At 74.5% G+C, this 14,459-nt stretch carries 14 protein-coding genes; 2 read left to right on the top strand and 12 right to left on the bottom strand.

Translation table 11 applies throughout. From position 1 onward, the window contains the following. Positions 1-142: 142 nt before the first annotated feature. Positions 143-1,432 (top strand): ion channel protein, encoded by a 1,290-nt coding sequence (locus tag ACFYNX_RS21505; protein WP_388663303.1) that lies wholly within the window; start codon positions 143-145, stop codon positions 1,430-1,432. A 12-nt stretch (positions 1,433-1,444) separates the two neighbouring features. Here ACFYNX_RS21505 and ACFYNX_RS21500 read toward each other — a convergent pair whose 3' ends face one another. From ACFYNX_RS21500 to ACFYNX_RS21475, 6 genes are all read right to left on the bottom strand, one after another. Further along, positions 1,445-2,209: an ABC transporter permease gene (locus ACFYNX_RS21500; RefSeq protein ID WP_388663301.1), complete on the bottom strand. Its 765-nt coding sequence runs from the start codon at positions 2,207-2,209 to the stop codon at positions 1,445-1,447. Further along, positions 2,206-3,159, bottom strand: coding sequence for an ATP-binding cassette domain-containing protein (locus ACFYNX_RS21495; protein WP_388663299.1), 954 nt, complete (start codon positions 3,157-3,159; stop codon positions 2,206-2,208). Before ACFYNX_RS21495 ends, ACFYNX_RS21500 begins: the two co-directional genes overlap by 4 nt. Before the next feature lie 158 nt (positions 3,160-3,317). Then, complete coding sequence (locus tag ACFYNX_RS21490; protein ID WP_388663297.1) at positions 3,318-3,932, bottom strand: PadR family transcriptional regulator; 615 nt, start codon at positions 3,930-3,932, stop codon at positions 3,318-3,320. Positions 3,933-3,976: 44 nt separating this feature from the next. Continuing rightward, the gene (locus ACFYNX_RS21485; RefSeq protein WP_388663295.1) at positions 3,977-4,525 is read right to left on the bottom strand and encodes a DinB family protein; all 549 of its coding nucleotides are present in this window, start codon (positions 4,523-4,525) and stop codon (positions 3,977-3,979) included. Between the two features lie 169 nt (positions 4,526-4,694). Next, positions 4,695-6,152, bottom strand: coding sequence for an aldehyde dehydrogenase family protein (locus ACFYNX_RS21480; protein ID WP_365539166.1), 1,458 nt, complete (start codon positions 6,150-6,152; stop codon positions 4,695-4,697). Between the two features lie 86 nt (positions 6,153-6,238). Next, positions 6,239-7,111 carry a helix-turn-helix transcriptional regulator gene (locus ACFYNX_RS21475; protein ID WP_365539168.1) on the bottom strand — a complete coding sequence of 291 codons (873 nt, stop codon included), beginning with the start codon at positions 7,109-7,111 and terminating at the stop codon, positions 6,239-6,241. A gap of 353 nt (positions 7,112-7,464) precedes the next feature. Here ACFYNX_RS21475 and ACFYNX_RS21470 point away from each other — a divergent pair, with 353 nt between their 5' ends. After that, positions 7,465-7,962, top strand: coding sequence for an ATP-binding protein (locus ACFYNX_RS21470; protein ID WP_365539170.1), 498 nt, complete (start codon positions 7,465-7,467; stop codon positions 7,960-7,962). Positions 7,963-8,029: 67 nt separating this feature from the next. Here the strand turns inward: ACFYNX_RS21470 and ACFYNX_RS21465 are convergent, their stop codons facing one another. From ACFYNX_RS21465 to ACFYNX_RS21440, 6 genes are all read right to left on the bottom strand, one after another. After that, a complete protein-coding gene (locus ACFYNX_RS21465) occupies positions 8,030-8,242 on the bottom strand; it encodes a DUF397 domain-containing protein (protein WP_030219358.1) in 213 nt (70 codons plus the stop codon). Positions 8,243-8,426: 184 nt separating this feature from the next. Then, positions 8,427-9,215, bottom strand: coding sequence for a hypothetical protein (locus ACFYNX_RS21460; RefSeq protein WP_388663292.1), 789 nt, complete (start codon positions 9,213-9,215; stop codon positions 8,427-8,429). Continuing rightward, the gene (locus ACFYNX_RS21455) at positions 9,212-9,871 is read right to left on the bottom strand and encodes a SigE family RNA polymerase sigma factor (RefSeq protein WP_388663290.1); all 660 of its coding nucleotides are present in this window, start codon (positions 9,869-9,871) and stop codon (positions 9,212-9,214) included. The genes ACFYNX_RS21460 and ACFYNX_RS21455 overlap by 4 nt, the downstream gene beginning before the upstream one ends. 92 nt (positions 9,872-9,963) lie before the next feature. Continuing rightward, positions 9,964-10,542 (bottom strand): hypothetical protein, encoded by a 579-nt coding sequence (locus tag ACFYNX_RS21450; protein ID WP_388663288.1) that lies wholly within the window; start codon positions 10,540-10,542, stop codon positions 9,964-9,966. Positions 10,543-10,647: 105 nt separating this feature from the next. Next, positions 10,648-12,711 carry an FUSC family protein gene (locus tag ACFYNX_RS21445; protein ID WP_365539177.1) on the bottom strand — a complete coding sequence of 688 codons (2,064 nt, stop codon included), beginning with the start codon at positions 12,709-12,711 and terminating at the stop codon, positions 10,648-10,650. Between the two features lie 617 nt (positions 12,712-13,328). Next, positions 13,329-14,453 carry a DUF2786 domain-containing protein gene (locus ACFYNX_RS21440; RefSeq protein WP_388663286.1) on the bottom strand — a complete coding sequence of 375 codons (1,125 nt, stop codon included), beginning with the start codon at positions 14,451-14,453 and terminating at the stop codon, positions 13,329-13,331. Between the last annotated feature and the right edge of the window lie 6 nt (positions 14,454-14,459).

Genomic DNA, 14,459 nt, shown 5'->3' with positions numbered 1-14,459 from the left:
GGCCGGGGCGGCGGGACACCTGGTGACGGGTGCCCGGGAAGGCCCGGCCGGACCCAGGGCCCGTCCGGCGGATCACGGCCGGGGCCGATCCGCCGGACAGGCCCTAGACGGTTCGCGGCTTTTGCTCCCCTATGGTGGGGCCGTGTCCACCGATCGCGCCCCGGCCGCGCCGTCCCCCGCCGCCGACGAGGCCCCGCTGCGGGTCCTGTTGCCGCAGATCCTGCCCGCGCTCGTGGTCGGGGTCCTGGCGAGCCTGCTCTTCCTGGGGGTCAGCGCCCTCTCGGAGGAGTTCAAGCACGTGCTCTGGGAGGACCTGCCCGACGCCCTCGGGGTCGGCGGGTACTCCTCGCTCTGGATGATCGTCATGCTCACGGCGACCGGCGTCGCCGTGGGCCTGGTCGTGTGGAAGGCGCCCGGGCACGCCGGGCCCGACCCGGCGACCACCGGGCTCGGCGGGAAGCCGATCACCCCGGGGGCGGTGCCGGGGCTGCTGGTCGCCGGGACCCTCGCGCTCGCCGGCGGGGTGAGCCTCGGCCCCGAGAACCCGATCATCGCCTCCAACATCGCGCTCGCGTACTGGCTGGGCCGCAAGGCCGCGCCCGCCGTGCCCGGCATCGCCTGGGTCTCGCTCGCCTCGGCCGCCACGATCGGCGCCCTCTTCGGCACCCCGGTCGCCGCCGCCCTCGTCATCTCCGAGGCCCTGGCCGGGCACCCGGGCCCCGGGTCCCTCTGGGACCGCCTGTTCGCCCCGCTGGTCGCCGCCGGAGCCGGCGCCATGACCACCCAACTGCTGGCCGAGCCCACCTTCGCCCTGGGGCTCCCGCCGCTGACCGACCCCGACTGGGGCGACCTCCTCGCGTCCCTGGTGATCGCCTCCGCCGCGGCCGTCTTCGGCCTCGCCGCCTGCTTCCTCTTCCCGTACGTCCACGCCGTCTTCCGGCGCCTGCGCCACCCCCTGCTGATGCTGCCCGCCGGCGGTCTCGTCCTCGGCCTCCTGGGCGCCCTCGGCGGGCACCTGACCCTCTTCAAGGGTCTGGAGGAGATCAAGGAGCTCACGGCGAACATCGGCGGCTGGTCCTCGGGCGAGCTGGCGAAGCTGGCCGTCGTCAAGCTCGTCGCCCTCCTCGTCGCCGCCGCCTGCGGCTTCCGGGGCGGCCGGATCTTCCCCGCCGTCTTCATCGGCGCCGCCTTCGGCCTCCTCACCCAGGCGCTCGTCCCCGAGGTCCACCCGGCCGTCGCCATCTCCTCCGCCGTCCTCGGGGTGCTGCTCGCCACCACCCGGCAGGGCTGGATCAGCCTCTTCACCGGCGCCGTCCTCGCCGCCTCCCCCGCCATGCTCGCCCTGCTCTGCCTGGCCTCGCTCCCGGCCTGGCTGATCGTCACCGGCCGCCCGCAGCTCGAACTGGACGAGGACGGACGGCCGTTGACGTGAGCACGGCCCGCGCTACCGCCCGAGCCGGCCGAACTTCCGTACCGCCAGCGGGAAGAAGATCGCGAGGAGCAGCAGCGGCCAGACCACCGCCGCCGTCAGGTGCCCCGGCTCGCCGCCCGGGTTGCCGAACAGCTCGCGCACCGCCGTCGCGGTCGCCGACATGGGGTTCCACTCCACGAGCGTGCCGAGCCAGCCCGGCATCGCGTCGGGCGAGGCGAAGGCGTTGGAGAGGAAGCCGAAGGGCCAGACCAGGATCTGGACCGCCTGCACCAGCTCCGCCCGCCCCGCGACCAGGGCCAGGAGGATCCCGATCCACAGCATCGCGAAGCGCAGCAGGAGCAGCAGCCCCAGCGCGCCCAGGAAGGCCCCGGGGCCGCCGTGCGCCCGCCAGCCGATCGCGTACCCCACGCCGGTCATCAGGAGCAGTCCCACCGCCGACTGGAGCATGTCCGCCGCCGCCCGTCCGACGAGGACCGCGCCGTCGGTCATCGGCATGGCGCGGAAGCGGTCGATCACGCCCTTGTCGAGATCCCGGGTGACCGCCGTCATGGTGCCTTCGAGGCCGAAGACCATGGTCAGGGCGAGCATGCCGGGCACCAGGTAGTCGACGTAGTCGCCGTCGACGGCCCGCCCGCCGCCGACCAGGTGGCCGAACATCAGCAGCATCATCACCGGGAAGACGAGGCCGACCAGGACCTGCACCGGCTGCCGGGCCCAGTGGGCCAGTTCGCGGCGGGTCATCGTCCAGCAGTCGCCCACCGCGTACGCGGCGCTCATGCCGCCACCTCCCCGTCCTCGCGGCCCGTCAGGTGCAGGAAGACCTCGTCGAGGGTCGGGCGCCGCAGGGCGATGTCCTCCGCCTCGATCCCGGCCGCCCCGAGCGCCCGCACGGTCTCGGCGAGCGCGGCCGTGCGGTCGGCCGCGGGGGCGCTGAGCAGCCTCCGGTCGGCGTCCACGGCCACCTCGGCGCGCGCCGCCGGGAGGAGGGCCGCCGCCTCGTCGAGCCGGTGGGCGTCCCGTACGACCACGTCGATCCGGTCCGCGCCCACGCGGGCCTTCAGCGCGTCGGCGGTGCCGTCGGCGACGACCCGCCCCCGGTCCACGACCGAGATCCGGTCGGCGAGCCGGTCGGCCTCCTCCAGGTACTGCGTGGTGAGCAGGACGGTCGTGCCGCCGCCCACCAGCGAGCGCACCGACTCCCAGACCTCGGCGCGTCCGCGCGGGTCGAGTCCGGTGGTCGGCTCGTCGAGGAACAGCACCTCCGGCTCGGTGATCAGCGACGCCGCCAGGTCGAGCCGCCGCCGCATGCCGCCGCTGTACTGCCGGACGGGCTTGCGTCCGGTGCCGGCGAGGCCGAAGCGCTCCAGGAGCTCGTCGGCGCGGGTCCCGGCGCGCCGGGCGCCCAGGTGGTGGAGCCGGCCGAACATCTCCAGGTTCTGCCGGCCGCCCAGCTCCTCGTCGAGGGCGGCGTGCTGGCCGAGGAGCCCGATCCGCCGCCGCACCTCCCTCGCCTCGGTGCGCACGTCGTGCCCGGCGACGCGGACCAGGCCCGCGTCGTGCCGGAGCAGGGTCGCCAGGATCCGCACCGCCGTGGTCTTGCCCGCCCCGTTGGGGCCGAGGAGGCCGTGGACGGTGCCGCGCCCGACGGCGAGGTCGAGTCCGTCCAGGGCGTCCTTGTCTCCGTACCGCTTCCGCGCGCCCTCCACGCGGATCGCTTCCGCCGTCATCCGTCTCCTCCCGAAACCTGCCTAGTCAAATTTGACCAGGCGCCACCGACGGAGCAAGGTATGCCCTCGCAGGTCCTTAGTCAAACTTGATTACCTGAGTCGTGGGCGGGCCTGTGGACGGGCTTGCGGGTGGGACCCGTGGACGGACCCCGCGCCCCTCAGGTCGCGTACGGGTTCTCCTCGCCCTCCGCGAGTACCCCCACGAACGGGTCGCCCTCGCCCGCGAACACGTACGCCCCGCCCTCGATCCGCTCGATCAGGCCGAGCGTCCACTCCTTGCCCGCGTCGGCCGAGCCGATCCACATGTGCATGATCTCGCCGATGTGCCCGAGCTGCCCCGGGCCGCCCTCCGGCGTGTAGTAGTCGGTGACCGCCGCCCGCCACTCGTCGAGCGCCCGCACCCGCCGGCGCAGCAGCTCCACCGCCTCCGCGCGGGGCAGGTCCACCATGAAGCCGATGCCCGCCGACAGGACGTCCACCTTCTGGTCGTAGGTGGTCAGCGCCGCGCGGAGCAGCGCGAAGTACTCCTCCGTGCCCGCCTCGGTCAGCTCGTACTCGACGCGGGGCGGGCCGCCGGCCGCGCTCGGCGCGACCTCGTGCGCGCGCAGCAGTCCCTGCTTCGCCATCTGCTTCAGCGCGTGGTAGATCGAGCCGGGCTTGGCGTGCGACCACTCGTGCGCGCCCCAGTACTCCAGGTCGTTGCGCACCTGGTAGCCGTGGGCGCGGCCGTGCTGCCGCACCGCGCCCAGGACGAGAAGACGGATGGCCGACATCCCACGTACCTCCTGGTCGATCCCGACCAGGGTACGCGCGGCGATCACCGCCCCGACGCCTCCGCCTCCGCCGCGATCAGCTCGAAGGAGCCCTTGCCGTCGATGCTCTCGCGGATGATGTCGGCGTGGCCGGCGTGCCGTCCCATCTCCTGGACGAGGTGGAGCACCATCCAGCGGACCGTGACCCGCCCGTCCTTCGGGAACCAGGGCGCCTCCGGCAGCGGGAAGGTCTCGTCCAGGCTCGGCACCGAGCGGACGAAGTCCTCCGTCTGCTTGGCCACGTCCGCCCAGAACGCCACGGTCTCCGGGATCGTCTCGCCGTCCACGAGCCGGAAGGCCTCGCCCCAGGTCTCCCGGGTCCGCTGCCTCTCGTTGGGCCGCTGCTGCGCGAGCCGGAGCCAGTTGAGCTCGACCTCGGCGACGTGCTTGAGCAGCCCGGACAGGCTCAGCTCGCTGGCGCTGGGGGTGCTCGCCGCCTGCTCCTCGGTCAGGCCGAGGACGGCGCGGCGCAGCGCGGCGCGCTGGGCCTCCACGAAGTCGAGGAGCGTGCCGCGCTCGTCGCCGGGGGTCCCTGCGGGAACAAGAGCAACCATGACGTCCGCCTTCCGTACGTGCCCCGTGCCGGGGTTCTGCCGGGTTCTTCCGACACGGAGCACGTTACGGAGGCTTGCGGACAGGTACGGTCCGCAAAGGAATCCCGGATCGGATCCGGCTCGGGTCCGGCTCGGGTCCGGACGGGATCCGGCTCGGGTCCGGCCCCGGTCAGAAGGGGAAGCGGCTGCGGCCGTGCTGGATCGAGATCCACTTCTGGGTGGTGAAGGAGTCCACCATCGAGTCGCCGTTGAGCCGCCCGACGCCCGACTGCTTCTCGCCGCCGAAGGGGACGATCGGCTCGTCGTGCACGGTGCCGTCGTTGATGTGGATCATGCCGGTGTGGATGCGCTTGGCGATCCGTACGCCCCGCTCGACGTCCCCGGTGTGGACGGCGCCGCTGAGGCCGTACGGGGTGCCGTTGGCGATCCGGACGGCCTCCTCCTCGCCGTCGAAGGGCACGATCAGGGCGACCGGGCCGAAGATCTCCTGGCTCAGGACCGGGGAGTCGGCGGCGAGGCCGGTGAGGACGGACGGGGAGACGAGGTTGCCGTCGGTCGCTCCGTGCAGCAGGGCGGTGGCGCCGGCGGCGACCGTCTGGTCGACCAGGGAGGAGACGGACTCGGCCTGCTGGGAGTTGATGAGCGGGCCGATGTGGGTGGCCGGGTCGGCCGGGTCGCCGACGCGCAGGGTCTTCACCTTGGCCACGAACTTCTCGGTGAACTCCGCCTCCAGGGTGCGGTCCACCAGGATGCGGTTGGCCGCCATGCAGACCTGGCCCTGGTGCACGAAGCGGCTGAAGACGGCCGCGTCGACCGCGTAGTCGACGTCGGCGTCGTCGAGGACGATCAGGGCGCTGTTGCCGCCGAGTTCGAGGACGGCGTGCTTGAAGTGCTCGGCGCAGACCGTGGCGACGTGCCGGCCGACCTTGTCGGAGCCGGTGAAGGAGATGACCTTCGGGACCGGGTGGGTCAGGAGCGCGTCGCCTATCTCGGCGATGTCGGTGACGACGACGTTCAGCAGACCGGCCGGGAGCCCGGCCTCCTCCAGGACCTTGGCGACGAGGGTGCCGCCGCAGATCGGGGTGTTCTGGTGGGGCTTGAGGACGACGGCGTTGCCGAGCGCGAGGGCGGGCGCGACCGACTTGAGCGAGAGGAGGAAGGGGAAGTTGAAGGGGGAGATGACGCCGACGACGCCGACCGGGACGCGGTAGACGCGGTTCTCCTTGCCGTCGACCGGGGAGGGCAGGATGCGGCCCTCGGGGCGCAGCGCGAGCTGGACCGCCTCGCGCAAGAACTCCTTGGCGAGGTGCAGCTCGAAGGCCGCCTTGAGGCGGGTGCCGCCCAGCTCCGCGACGATCGTCTCGGCGATCTCCTCCTCGCGGTCCTCGACGATCCGCAGCGCGCGCTCGAAGACGAGCCGGCGGGTGTACGGGTTGGTCTCGGCCCACGCGGTCTGGGCGCGCTCGGCGGCCCGGTAGGCGCGGTCGACCTCGGCGACGGTGGCGACGGTGATCGAGGCGAGCTTCTCCCCGGTGTACGGGTTGAAGTCGATGATGTCCCACGAGCCACTGCCCGGCTTCCACTCGCCGTCGATGTACTGGTGGGCCAGGTCGGTGAAGTGCGACATGGTGGAGACCCCTCTACCCGCTACCCGCGCGATGCGACTGATGTACGAATCCCGTACGCCTGATGTGGCGTCATCGTACTGATGCGTCAGGAGAGTTGGAGGAGACCCCGGAGGATGTCCCGGCTTTCGGCCGGATCGGGCCCGTCCTGCTGGAGCTTCTCCATCACCCGCCGGTACTGGGCGACCTCCTCGCGCTTGTCGAGGTAGAGGGCGCTGGTGAGCTGTTCCAGGTAGACGACGTCGGAGAGGTCGGACTCGGGGAAGCTCAGCATCGTGAAGGCGCCGCTCTCGCCGGCGTGGCCGCCGAAGCTGAACGGCATGACCTGGAGCGTGACGCCGGGATGCTCGGAGACCTCGATGAGGTGCTTCAACTGGCCGCGCATGACGGCCCGGTCGCCGTACGGGCGGCGCAGCGCGGCCTCGTCGAGGACGGCGTGCACCTGCGGGGCGCGCTCGGAGACCAGGACCTTCTGGCGTTCGAGCCGCAGGGCGACCCGGCGGTCGATCTCGGCGCGCGGGGCGTCGGGCATGCCGCGCGTGACGACGGCCTGGGCGTACTCCTCGGTCTGCAACAGGCCGTGGACGAACTGCACTTCGTAGACGCGGATGTGGGAGGCGGCGCCTTCGAGCCCGATGTACGTCTGGAACCAGCCCGGCAGGACGTCGCCGAAGCTGTGCCACCAGCCCGCGACGTTGGCCTCGCGGGCGAGGCCGAGGAGGGCGCCGCGCTCGGCCTCGTCCCCGACCCCGTAGAGCGTGAGCAGGTCCTCGACGTCCCTGGCCTTGAAGCTCACGCGTCCCAACTCCATGCGGCTGATCTTGGATTCGGACGCGCGGATCGAGTAACCGGCCGCCTCCCGGGTGATGCCGCGCGACTCGCGCAACCGCCTGAGCTGGGAGCCCAGCAGGATGCGCCGCACCACGCTTCCGTTCGCTCCGCCCGATTCGCCTGCGGTCACGGCCCCAGCCTCCCCTTTACGGTGTCGACCCCCGTCGAATCCCCCGTCGCATCCCCGTCGAGCCCCGGATTCTGCCACCAAACGCTTCAGCGCGTACACATTCGATTACGGAAAGGCGGCGAGTTCCGGGCATCCACGGGCACAGTGCGTGCAGATCCGGGGAAGTTCCCTTCCGGGAGTGGACCCGGCGCGGACGACTTATGCACAGATTAGGCACAGGAAAGGACAGGCCCGGCGCGTGCACGTGCATCTGCCCTTGCATCCGGGGGTCGCATTCGGAACCATGGGGCCCGCGCAGCCGCGTACTCGTTCGTGTTGTCGCACCACAGTCGCGATTCCCGGGAGTGCCTCGCATGGGGACGAATGGATCGACCGTGCTCGAGCCGTTACGGCAGGGCCTTCCGCCGCTCGATCCCGGCGCCGTCTCCACCTCCGCCTCCTGTGCGCTCCCCGCGCGGTACGAAGCCGTGGGCGGGGCGCGGAAGTTCACCAGTGCGACGCTCGACCGCTGGGAGCTGTCGGAGCGCTTCGACGACGTGGCCCTGGTGGTCTCCGAGCTCGTCACCAACGCGCTGCGCCACGCGGTGCCCTCGGACGCGTGTCAGGACGACGTCCAGGGCCCGCCGGTCCGCCTGCACCTGATGCGCTGGGCCTCGCGCCTGGTGTGCGCCGTGCGCGACCCCAGCGTGGAGAGCCCGGAGGCGCGCGGCGGCGAGGAGGACTTCTCCGCCGAGTCGGGGCGCGGCCTGTTCCTGGTGGACTCGTTCAGCGACAGTTGGGGCTGGCACCCACTGGCGGGGACGCTCCGCGGCAAGGTGGTGTGGGCGCTGTTCCGGATCGGACCGGAGTAGCCGAGACGTAGGCAGGGGGAAGGGCCCGGCGGTGACCGCCGGGCCCTTCCCCGTACGTCCTGCGCGCTCACACCAGGTGGTCGAACTCCCCGTCCTTCACGCCGAGCAGGAGCGCCTCTATCTCGGCGGGCGTGTAGACGAGCGCGGGCCCGTCGGGATGACGGGAATTGCGGACGGCAACGTTTCCCCCCGGAAGTTTTGCGAACTCCACGCACGAACCCTGGGAGTTGCTGTGCCTGCTCTTCTGCCACACGACACCGCGCAGCTCGGTGGCCGCCATGCCGTTGTACGCGTGATGCGCAGGATGCACTGGTAGCTCCCGAGTTGCTTGGTGCAGGTGTCAACTTGCTCGGATCATAGCCGTGTTCATATGCGGCTGCGTGAGCAGATGCACGTGCACGCGGGGTGCTGTAGCGGATACGCGACAGAGCGTGCCACCTGCCGGTATGCGCTTTTCCGGCCCCTCAGCCGGGGAGGTCGGCGAGCCGCTTCCCCGCCCGGTCGTACAGCGTCACGGCGGTCTCCCCGACGCCCGGTCCGGTGTGCGCGTACCAGACCCCCCAGCCGGGCCGGCCGGGCAGTTCGAGGAGGGTCGCGAGGACCGTGCGGCCCCCGGGGGCGGTCAGCTCGACCCGGCCCGCCGTACGGGTCCCGTAGTAGAGCCCCGAGTGGAAGGCGCCCGCCGGGCCCCCTTCGCTCTGGTGGCTGACGCCGGGCGCGGAGGCGTCGACGTTGCCGTCGACGGCGCTGCGGAAGTTCTCGTACTCCTCCGGGCCGTTCCAGTGCTTGCCCTCCTCCGTCAGCCACACCGTGTACCCCTGCCCGGCGTCGACGCGCTCGCCGGGGGCCACCACCCGGACCGGTGACGGGTCCGGGGCGCGGGGCGGGCTCGGGGGCGGGGTACGGGACGGGGTCCGGGCGGTGCTCGGCTGCGCGGCGGCGGGGGCGGGGCCGGGCGGGGACGGGCGCACGGGGGTCAGGACCACGACCGCCGCCACGGCCGCGGCGGCGCCCAGCACCGAGAGCGCCGACAGGCCCGCCGCCCGGCGCCGCCGCCGCGCCAGACCCGCGCGCCGGACGGCCGCCAGGGGGACGGGGCCGGGGACGACGTCACGGACGGCCTGGGCGAGGAGGTGGCGGAGGTGCTCCTGGTCGGAGGGGGGCGAGGGGGAGGGGGAGGGGGAGGGGGAGGGGGAGGGGGAGGGAGCGGGGTCGGGCTCAGGGCCGGGGTCGGGAGAGGGCTCGGGGGTCATCGGCGGGCTCCGGAGGGGGCGGGGGACGGCGGGGCGGAGGCGGGAGCCCGGCCGGTATCGGTACCGGGTGCGGCATCGGTACCGGGTGCGGCATCGGTACCGGTATCAGGTGCGTTACCGGTACCGGGTGCGGGGGCGAGGCGGGGGTGGGTGCGCAGGGCCGTCAGGCCGCGCCGGGCGTGGGACTTGACCGTGCCGACCGAGCAGTCGAGGACGCGCGCCGTCTCCGTCTCCGTCAGGTCCTCCCAGTACCGGAGCACCACCACGGCGCGCTGGCGGGGCGTGAGGTCCGCGAGGGCGGCGAAGAGGGCGGTGCGCTGTTCGACCGTTTCGGCGTGGCCCCCGGAGGTGTGGCGGAGGGAGTCCGGCAGGGCCGGCGTCAGCAGGTGGGCGACCCGCTTCCGGCGGATCCGGCTGAGGTTGTTGTTGATCAGCGCGCGGCGGACGTAGAGGTCGACCTCGTCCCGGGGGACCCGCCGCCACCGCCCGTACACCTTGGCGAGCGTCGTCTGCACCAGGTCCTCGGCCTCGTGGAAGTCCCCGGTCAGGAGCTGGGCCGTGCGGACCAGGCGGGGCCAGGCGGCGACGGCGAACCCGGTGAACCCGTCGTCTCCGGCGGCGGGGTCGTCGTCTCCGGTGGCGGACTCGTGCGGCACGGTGTCGGACCTCGCGATCGGTGGGGACGGAAAGGGGGGCGCGGCGGGGCCCGCCCCGTGCCGGGCCCCGCCGCGCGTCGTGGGCCGGCGGCTCAGAAGGGCCCGGCCGGCAGGTCGGCGAGGAGCGCGCCCCGGCGGTCGTACAGCGCGACGGCGAGGCCCTCCTTCCCGGTGGGCGCCGGGGTGTGGGCGTACCAGACGCCCCAGTCGGGGCGGCCGGGCAGCGCGAGGAGGGTGGCGACGGTCCTGCGGCCCCCGGAGCCGGTCAGTTCGACGCGTCCGGCCCTGGTGGTGCCGTAGTAGAGGCCCGAGTGGAAGACGCCCTCGGCGGTCCCCTCGCTCTGGTGGCTGACGCCGGGCTCGGAGCGGTCGATGTTGCCGTCGACGACGCTGCGGAAGTTCTCGTACTCCTCCGGGCCGTTCCAGTGCTTCCCCTCCCTCGTCAGCCAGACGGTGTAGCCCCGTCCGGCGTCCACGCGCTCGCCGGGATGGACTGTACGGATCCGGGCGGGGGCGGGGGCGGTGACGGTCCTGGCGGGGACGGCGACCGTGGTCGTGGTCGCGGTGGCGGGCGCGGGGGCCGCTCCCACGGCGGACGGCGCCGCGAGTGCCAGGGAGGCCGCGACGGCCGCCACGGCCACGGCGGCGGTGGCCGGCAGGTGCTTCTTCATCCGAGTGCTCCCGGGATCCCGGGGCCGCGACCGTCCGCGACCCTCACCCTTCTCAACTCCGTACGCCCCGGCGTCGGGTGACACGGCGCCGGAATCCCTTCGGAATCAGCGGCTCGGGGTGGTCTCCGAGAGGGCCGTGGCCAGTTCGTCCAGGCTCTCCAGGAGCAGGACGGCGCCCTTGTGGAGCAGGAAGTGGTCCGGTGGTTCGTCGGACCAGGCGTCGACCGTCTCCCGCAGGTCGTCCCAGGTCGGCTCCTCGCGCTCCCGGACCTGCTTCGCGCCCCGCCCGGTCGAGCGGCGCAGGGATTCGGCGAGGACGGCGGCGTACGGGAGGGGCGCGGCACCCCGGTCGGGCAGGTGGGCCTCCATGAGCATCGCCACCCGGCCGAACTCCCCGAGCGCGTGCTCGGCCTGCTCCACCGCCGCGTGCGAGAGGCCCCGGTGGCGCACCGGCTCGTGCGCCGCGCGCTCCAGGGCCTCCTGCCAGGCGACCCGGGCGGCGCGGGTCCTCAGGAGCGCGTCGCGGACGACGGGGTCGGCCGGGCCCGCCGGGTCGGCGTACCCGGCGGCGGCGACGGCCGCGTACCGTCCGACGGCCTCCAGCCAGTCCGCGAGCAGGCCGCGCAGCCGGGGCGTCTCCCAGGCCGGGTAGACGGCGTACGCCAGCATCGCGAGGAGCCCGCCGAGGAGGGTGAGCAGCACCCTCTCCCGTACGGTCTGGTCCACTCCCTCGCCGGCCGTGCCGAGCAGGAAGACGACGTACGCGGAGACGCAGACCTGGCTCGCCGCGTACCCCGTCCGCATCAGCAGGTACATCCCGAAGGCGCACAGCACCGCGAGTGCGGCGGAGAGGTACGCGCCCGGGTGCGCCGAGCGGACGACCGCCGTCGCGAGGCCGACGCCGACCAGGGTGCCGCCGAAGCGGGCCACCGAGCGGGCGTACGTCTGCGAGAAGTCCGGGCGCATCACCATGACCGAGGCCATCGGGGCCCAGTAGCCGTGGCCGAAGGGGAGGACGGTGCCGAGGAGGTAGCCGGCGGCGGTGACCACCGAGACGCGGATCGCGTGGCGCAGGACCGGGGACTCGTGGCGCAGCTCGGCGCGGACCTGGGCGAGGACGAGGGGGGCGAGCCGGAGGAGGGTGGGGCGGGAGCGGGCGACGCCCGTGCGGACCGACGTCTCCGTGTGCGGCTCGGCGGTCTCCAGGACGTCGCCGAGGAGGGCGGTGAGGCGGACGGCGGCGCGGCGGGGCGGGCCGGTGAGGACGGAGCCGGTGCCGGGGGTGCGGAGGGCGGCGAGGGCGGGGGCGGGCAGGGCGACCGGGTCGCCGTGGCGGATGGCGTGCGCGGCGGCGTCGAGGACGGCGGCGGCCGCGTCGAGGAGCTCGCGGACCCGGTCCCGCTGCGGGCCCTCCCCCGGGACGCCGACGGCCGGGTCGGCGAGCGAGGCGAGGACGGGGCGGATGCGTTCGGCGAGGCCCCGGGAGCCGTGCAGTTCGGCCGGGCGGCGGCGGGCCTGGCGGGGGGTGACGGCGGCGGCGTTGCGGGCGGTCATGAGCGGGGCGGGGTCGAAGGGGGCGACCGGGTCGTGGCGCAGGCGGCGGGCGTAGTCGGCCTCGGCGGCGAGCGCGTCCGCGAGGGCGTCGCGCTGGGCGCCCCAGCGGCGGGCCGGGAGGAGGGCGGCCAGGGCGGCCTGGACGACGCCGCCCGCGAAGATCACGGCGGCGTGGCCGGCGGCGGTGGCGACGGAGGTGGGGAGGGTGACCGTGACCAGCATCATCGCCACGTTGGAGGAGGCGATGAGGCCGGCGGTGGGGCCGGCGGCCCAGGCGAGCCCCGCCAGGAAGGTCCAGAGGAGCAGCAGGGCGAGGAAGAACCCGTCGTGGGCGCCGACGAGGTAGCCGACGAAGGTCGACGCGGCGAGGCTGGCGCCGGAGGCGAGGGCGAGGGTGGGGCGGGGGCGCCAGGAGCGCTGGAAGGTGGCGATGGCGGCCTGGAAGGCGCCGAAGGCGGAGGAGACGGCGACGGCGGGGCCGAAGAGGGCGAGCGAGAACCCGACGACGAGCGCGAGCCCCAGCGCGCCCCGCGCCGCCCCCGCCGGCTCCAGCCGCCGCCGCTCGACGGTGAGCCCGGAGCGGGCGGTCCCCTTCAAGGCCCGAAGCCAGCTCATGCGGGAAGCGTATCCGTACGATTCGTCACGAAACGACCATTGGGTCCCCCACCCCGCCCCTTCCCGAAACCCTGCCGGGGGCGGGTGGGGGTGCCGGCGGGGGCGTAGTCCCTGGGCCCGCCGGGGCGAGGGCCGGGAAGAAGGCCGGACCGGGGCCGGGACCCGACAGGGCCGGGGCCCGACATGGCCGGGACCGGGCAAGGCCGGGGCCGGGCAAGGGCCGGGGCCGGGCAAGGCCGGGGCCGGGCAAGGGCCGGGGCCGGGCAAGGGCCGGGGCCGGGCAAGGGCCGGGGCCGGGCAAGGGCCGGGGCCCACCGGGACGGAGCCCGGGAAGAAGGCCGGACCGGGGCCAGGCCGGGGCCGGAGCCGGGCCGGGGCCCGACAGGGCCGGGTGGGTGCCCGCGCCGGGCGGGTGCCCTGGCCTCGTCGGAGACCGGGCCTCGTCGGAGACCGGGCCCCGGAGTGGCCGGGCCGGGAGCCGTGCGGGGTGGGCGCCCCGGCCGGGCGGGTGCCCGGTGCCGGAAGGGTTCGGAGACGGAAGGGTTCGGAGGCGGAGGGGTTCGGAGGCGGAGGGGTTCGGGGTCCCGCGCGGGTGGTCCGGCGGCGGGGCCGCAGGCCTACGCGCCGCCCTCCACCCGGTGGCGTTGCGGGTGGAGGGTCGCTCGGTCGGCGGCCGTCGCGCCGTGGGTCCAGCCCGCCTCGTCCCAGGCGGCGCGGACGCGGGTGGTGCGGGTCTCGGGGAAGAGTTCGTCCGTGCGGGTGGTGACCGCCGCCTCGCGGGAGGCGAGGGCCGGCAGGAGGGTGGGGGCCTCGGCGGCCACCCGGCGGGAGGTGGCCGAGAGCCGGGCGCCCAGCCGGTTCGCGTACGCGAGCAGGAAGGACTGCCGGAAGGACTTCGTGCGCTTGCGGCCGCCCGCCCGCTGCTCCGCCTCCGCCCGCGTCATCGCCGCCGTCCCCTGCACGAGCAGCGAGGTGTACAGGAGCTCCACCGGGTCCAGGTCCGACTCGAAGCCGACCACCGTCGAGAAGCCGTGCGCCTCGTTCCACACCGCCCGGCAGTGGTTCGCCGTCGCCACCGCGTCCAGCAGGATCGCCTTCGCCTGCTCGTACGGCGGTTCCACCCCGATCCGGAGCGCCCCGGGCGCCTCCGGGGACGGCGCCCCCGCCGCGAGGGACGCCTCGTCGAGGCTGTGCCGGGCCATCAGCTCCTGCGCCTTGGCCGTCAGCGCCTCCGCCTCCTCGGGGTACCCGGTCGCCTCCGCCTTCGCGAGCAGCGCCCTGATCCGGCCCAGCATCCGGGGCTCCCCCGCGACCGGCGGCGGCAGCGCCTCCCCCGGCGCGGGCCCGACCGCGTCCAGGCGCGGCAGCCGGACGAGCAGCCGGTACAGCTCCAGGACGGCGGTCGCGTACGAGAAGCGGTCCGCCGGGCGGCCGGGCCCCTCGGGCAGCTCGGCCACCTGCGCCGCCCAGCGGTGCGGCAGCCGCCCGTACCCCGCCGTCTCCGTCCTGATCAGGCCCGCGAGGAGCCGTACGTGCTCCTCCGCCAGGTCCCGGCGGGCCGTGCGGACCAGGTCCGCGGGCTGCCAGCCGCGCCCCCACAGCGTCCGGACGAACTCCTCGCCGCGCCGCGCCAGTTCCGTGTCGGCGCCCCGGTCGGCGGCGAGCAGCGAGGCCGCCGTGTCGAGCGACCCGTCGTCGCTCGCGTACAGCGCCTCGAAGGCCTTGTCGATGGTGGTGCCCACGCCGTC

Source organism: Streptomyces sp. NPDC007872 (genome assembly GCF_042868165.1).
Classification (GTDB): domain Bacteria; phylum Actinomycetota; class Actinomycetes; order Streptomycetales; family Streptomycetaceae; genus Streptomyces.
Note: the sequence above shows the minus strand (reverse complement) of the source record. Positions and strands in the feature narration are given on the sequence as shown.

Excerpts from the sequence above, each read along its gene's own strand:
- ACFYNX_RS21500 (WP_388663301.1), bottom strand. The coding sequence starts at position 2,209 with ATGAGCGCCGCGTACGCGGTGGGCGACTGCTGGACGATGACCCGCCGC.
- ACFYNX_RS21495 (WP_388663299.1), bottom strand. The coding sequence starts at position 3,159 with ATGACGGCGGAAGCGATCCGCGTGGAGGGCGCGCGGAAGCGGTACGGA.
- ACFYNX_RS21490 (WP_388663297.1), bottom strand. The coding sequence starts at position 3,932 with ATGTCGGCCATCCGTCTTCTCGTCCTGGGCGCGGTGCGGCAGCACGGC.
- ACFYNX_RS21485 (WP_388663295.1), bottom strand. The coding sequence starts at position 4,525 with ATGGTTGCTCTTGTTCCCGCAGGGACCCCCGGCGACGAGCGCGGCACG.
- ACFYNX_RS21480 (WP_365539166.1), bottom strand. The coding sequence starts at position 6,152 with ATGTCGCACTTCACCGACCTGGCCCACCAGTACATCGACGGCGAGTGG.
- ACFYNX_RS21470 (WP_365539170.1), top strand. The coding sequence starts at position 7,465 with ATGGGGACGAATGGATCGACCGTGCTCGAGCCGTTACGGCAGGGCCTT.
- ACFYNX_RS21465 (WP_030219358.1), bottom strand. The coding sequence starts at position 8,242 with ATGGCGGCCACCGAGCTGCGCGGTGTCGTGTGGCAGAAGAGCAGGCAC.
- ACFYNX_RS21460 (WP_388663292.1), bottom strand. The coding sequence starts at position 9,215 with ATGACCCCCGAGCCCTCTCCCGACCCCGGCCCTGAGCCCGACCCCGCT.
- ACFYNX_RS21450 (WP_388663288.1), bottom strand. The coding sequence starts at position 10,542 with ATGAAGAAGCACCTGCCGGCCACCGCCGCCGTGGCCGTGGCGGCCGTC.
- ACFYNX_RS21445 (WP_365539177.1), bottom strand. The coding sequence starts at position 12,711 with ATGAGCTGGCTTCGGGCCTTGAAGGGGACCGCCCGCTCCGGGCTCACC.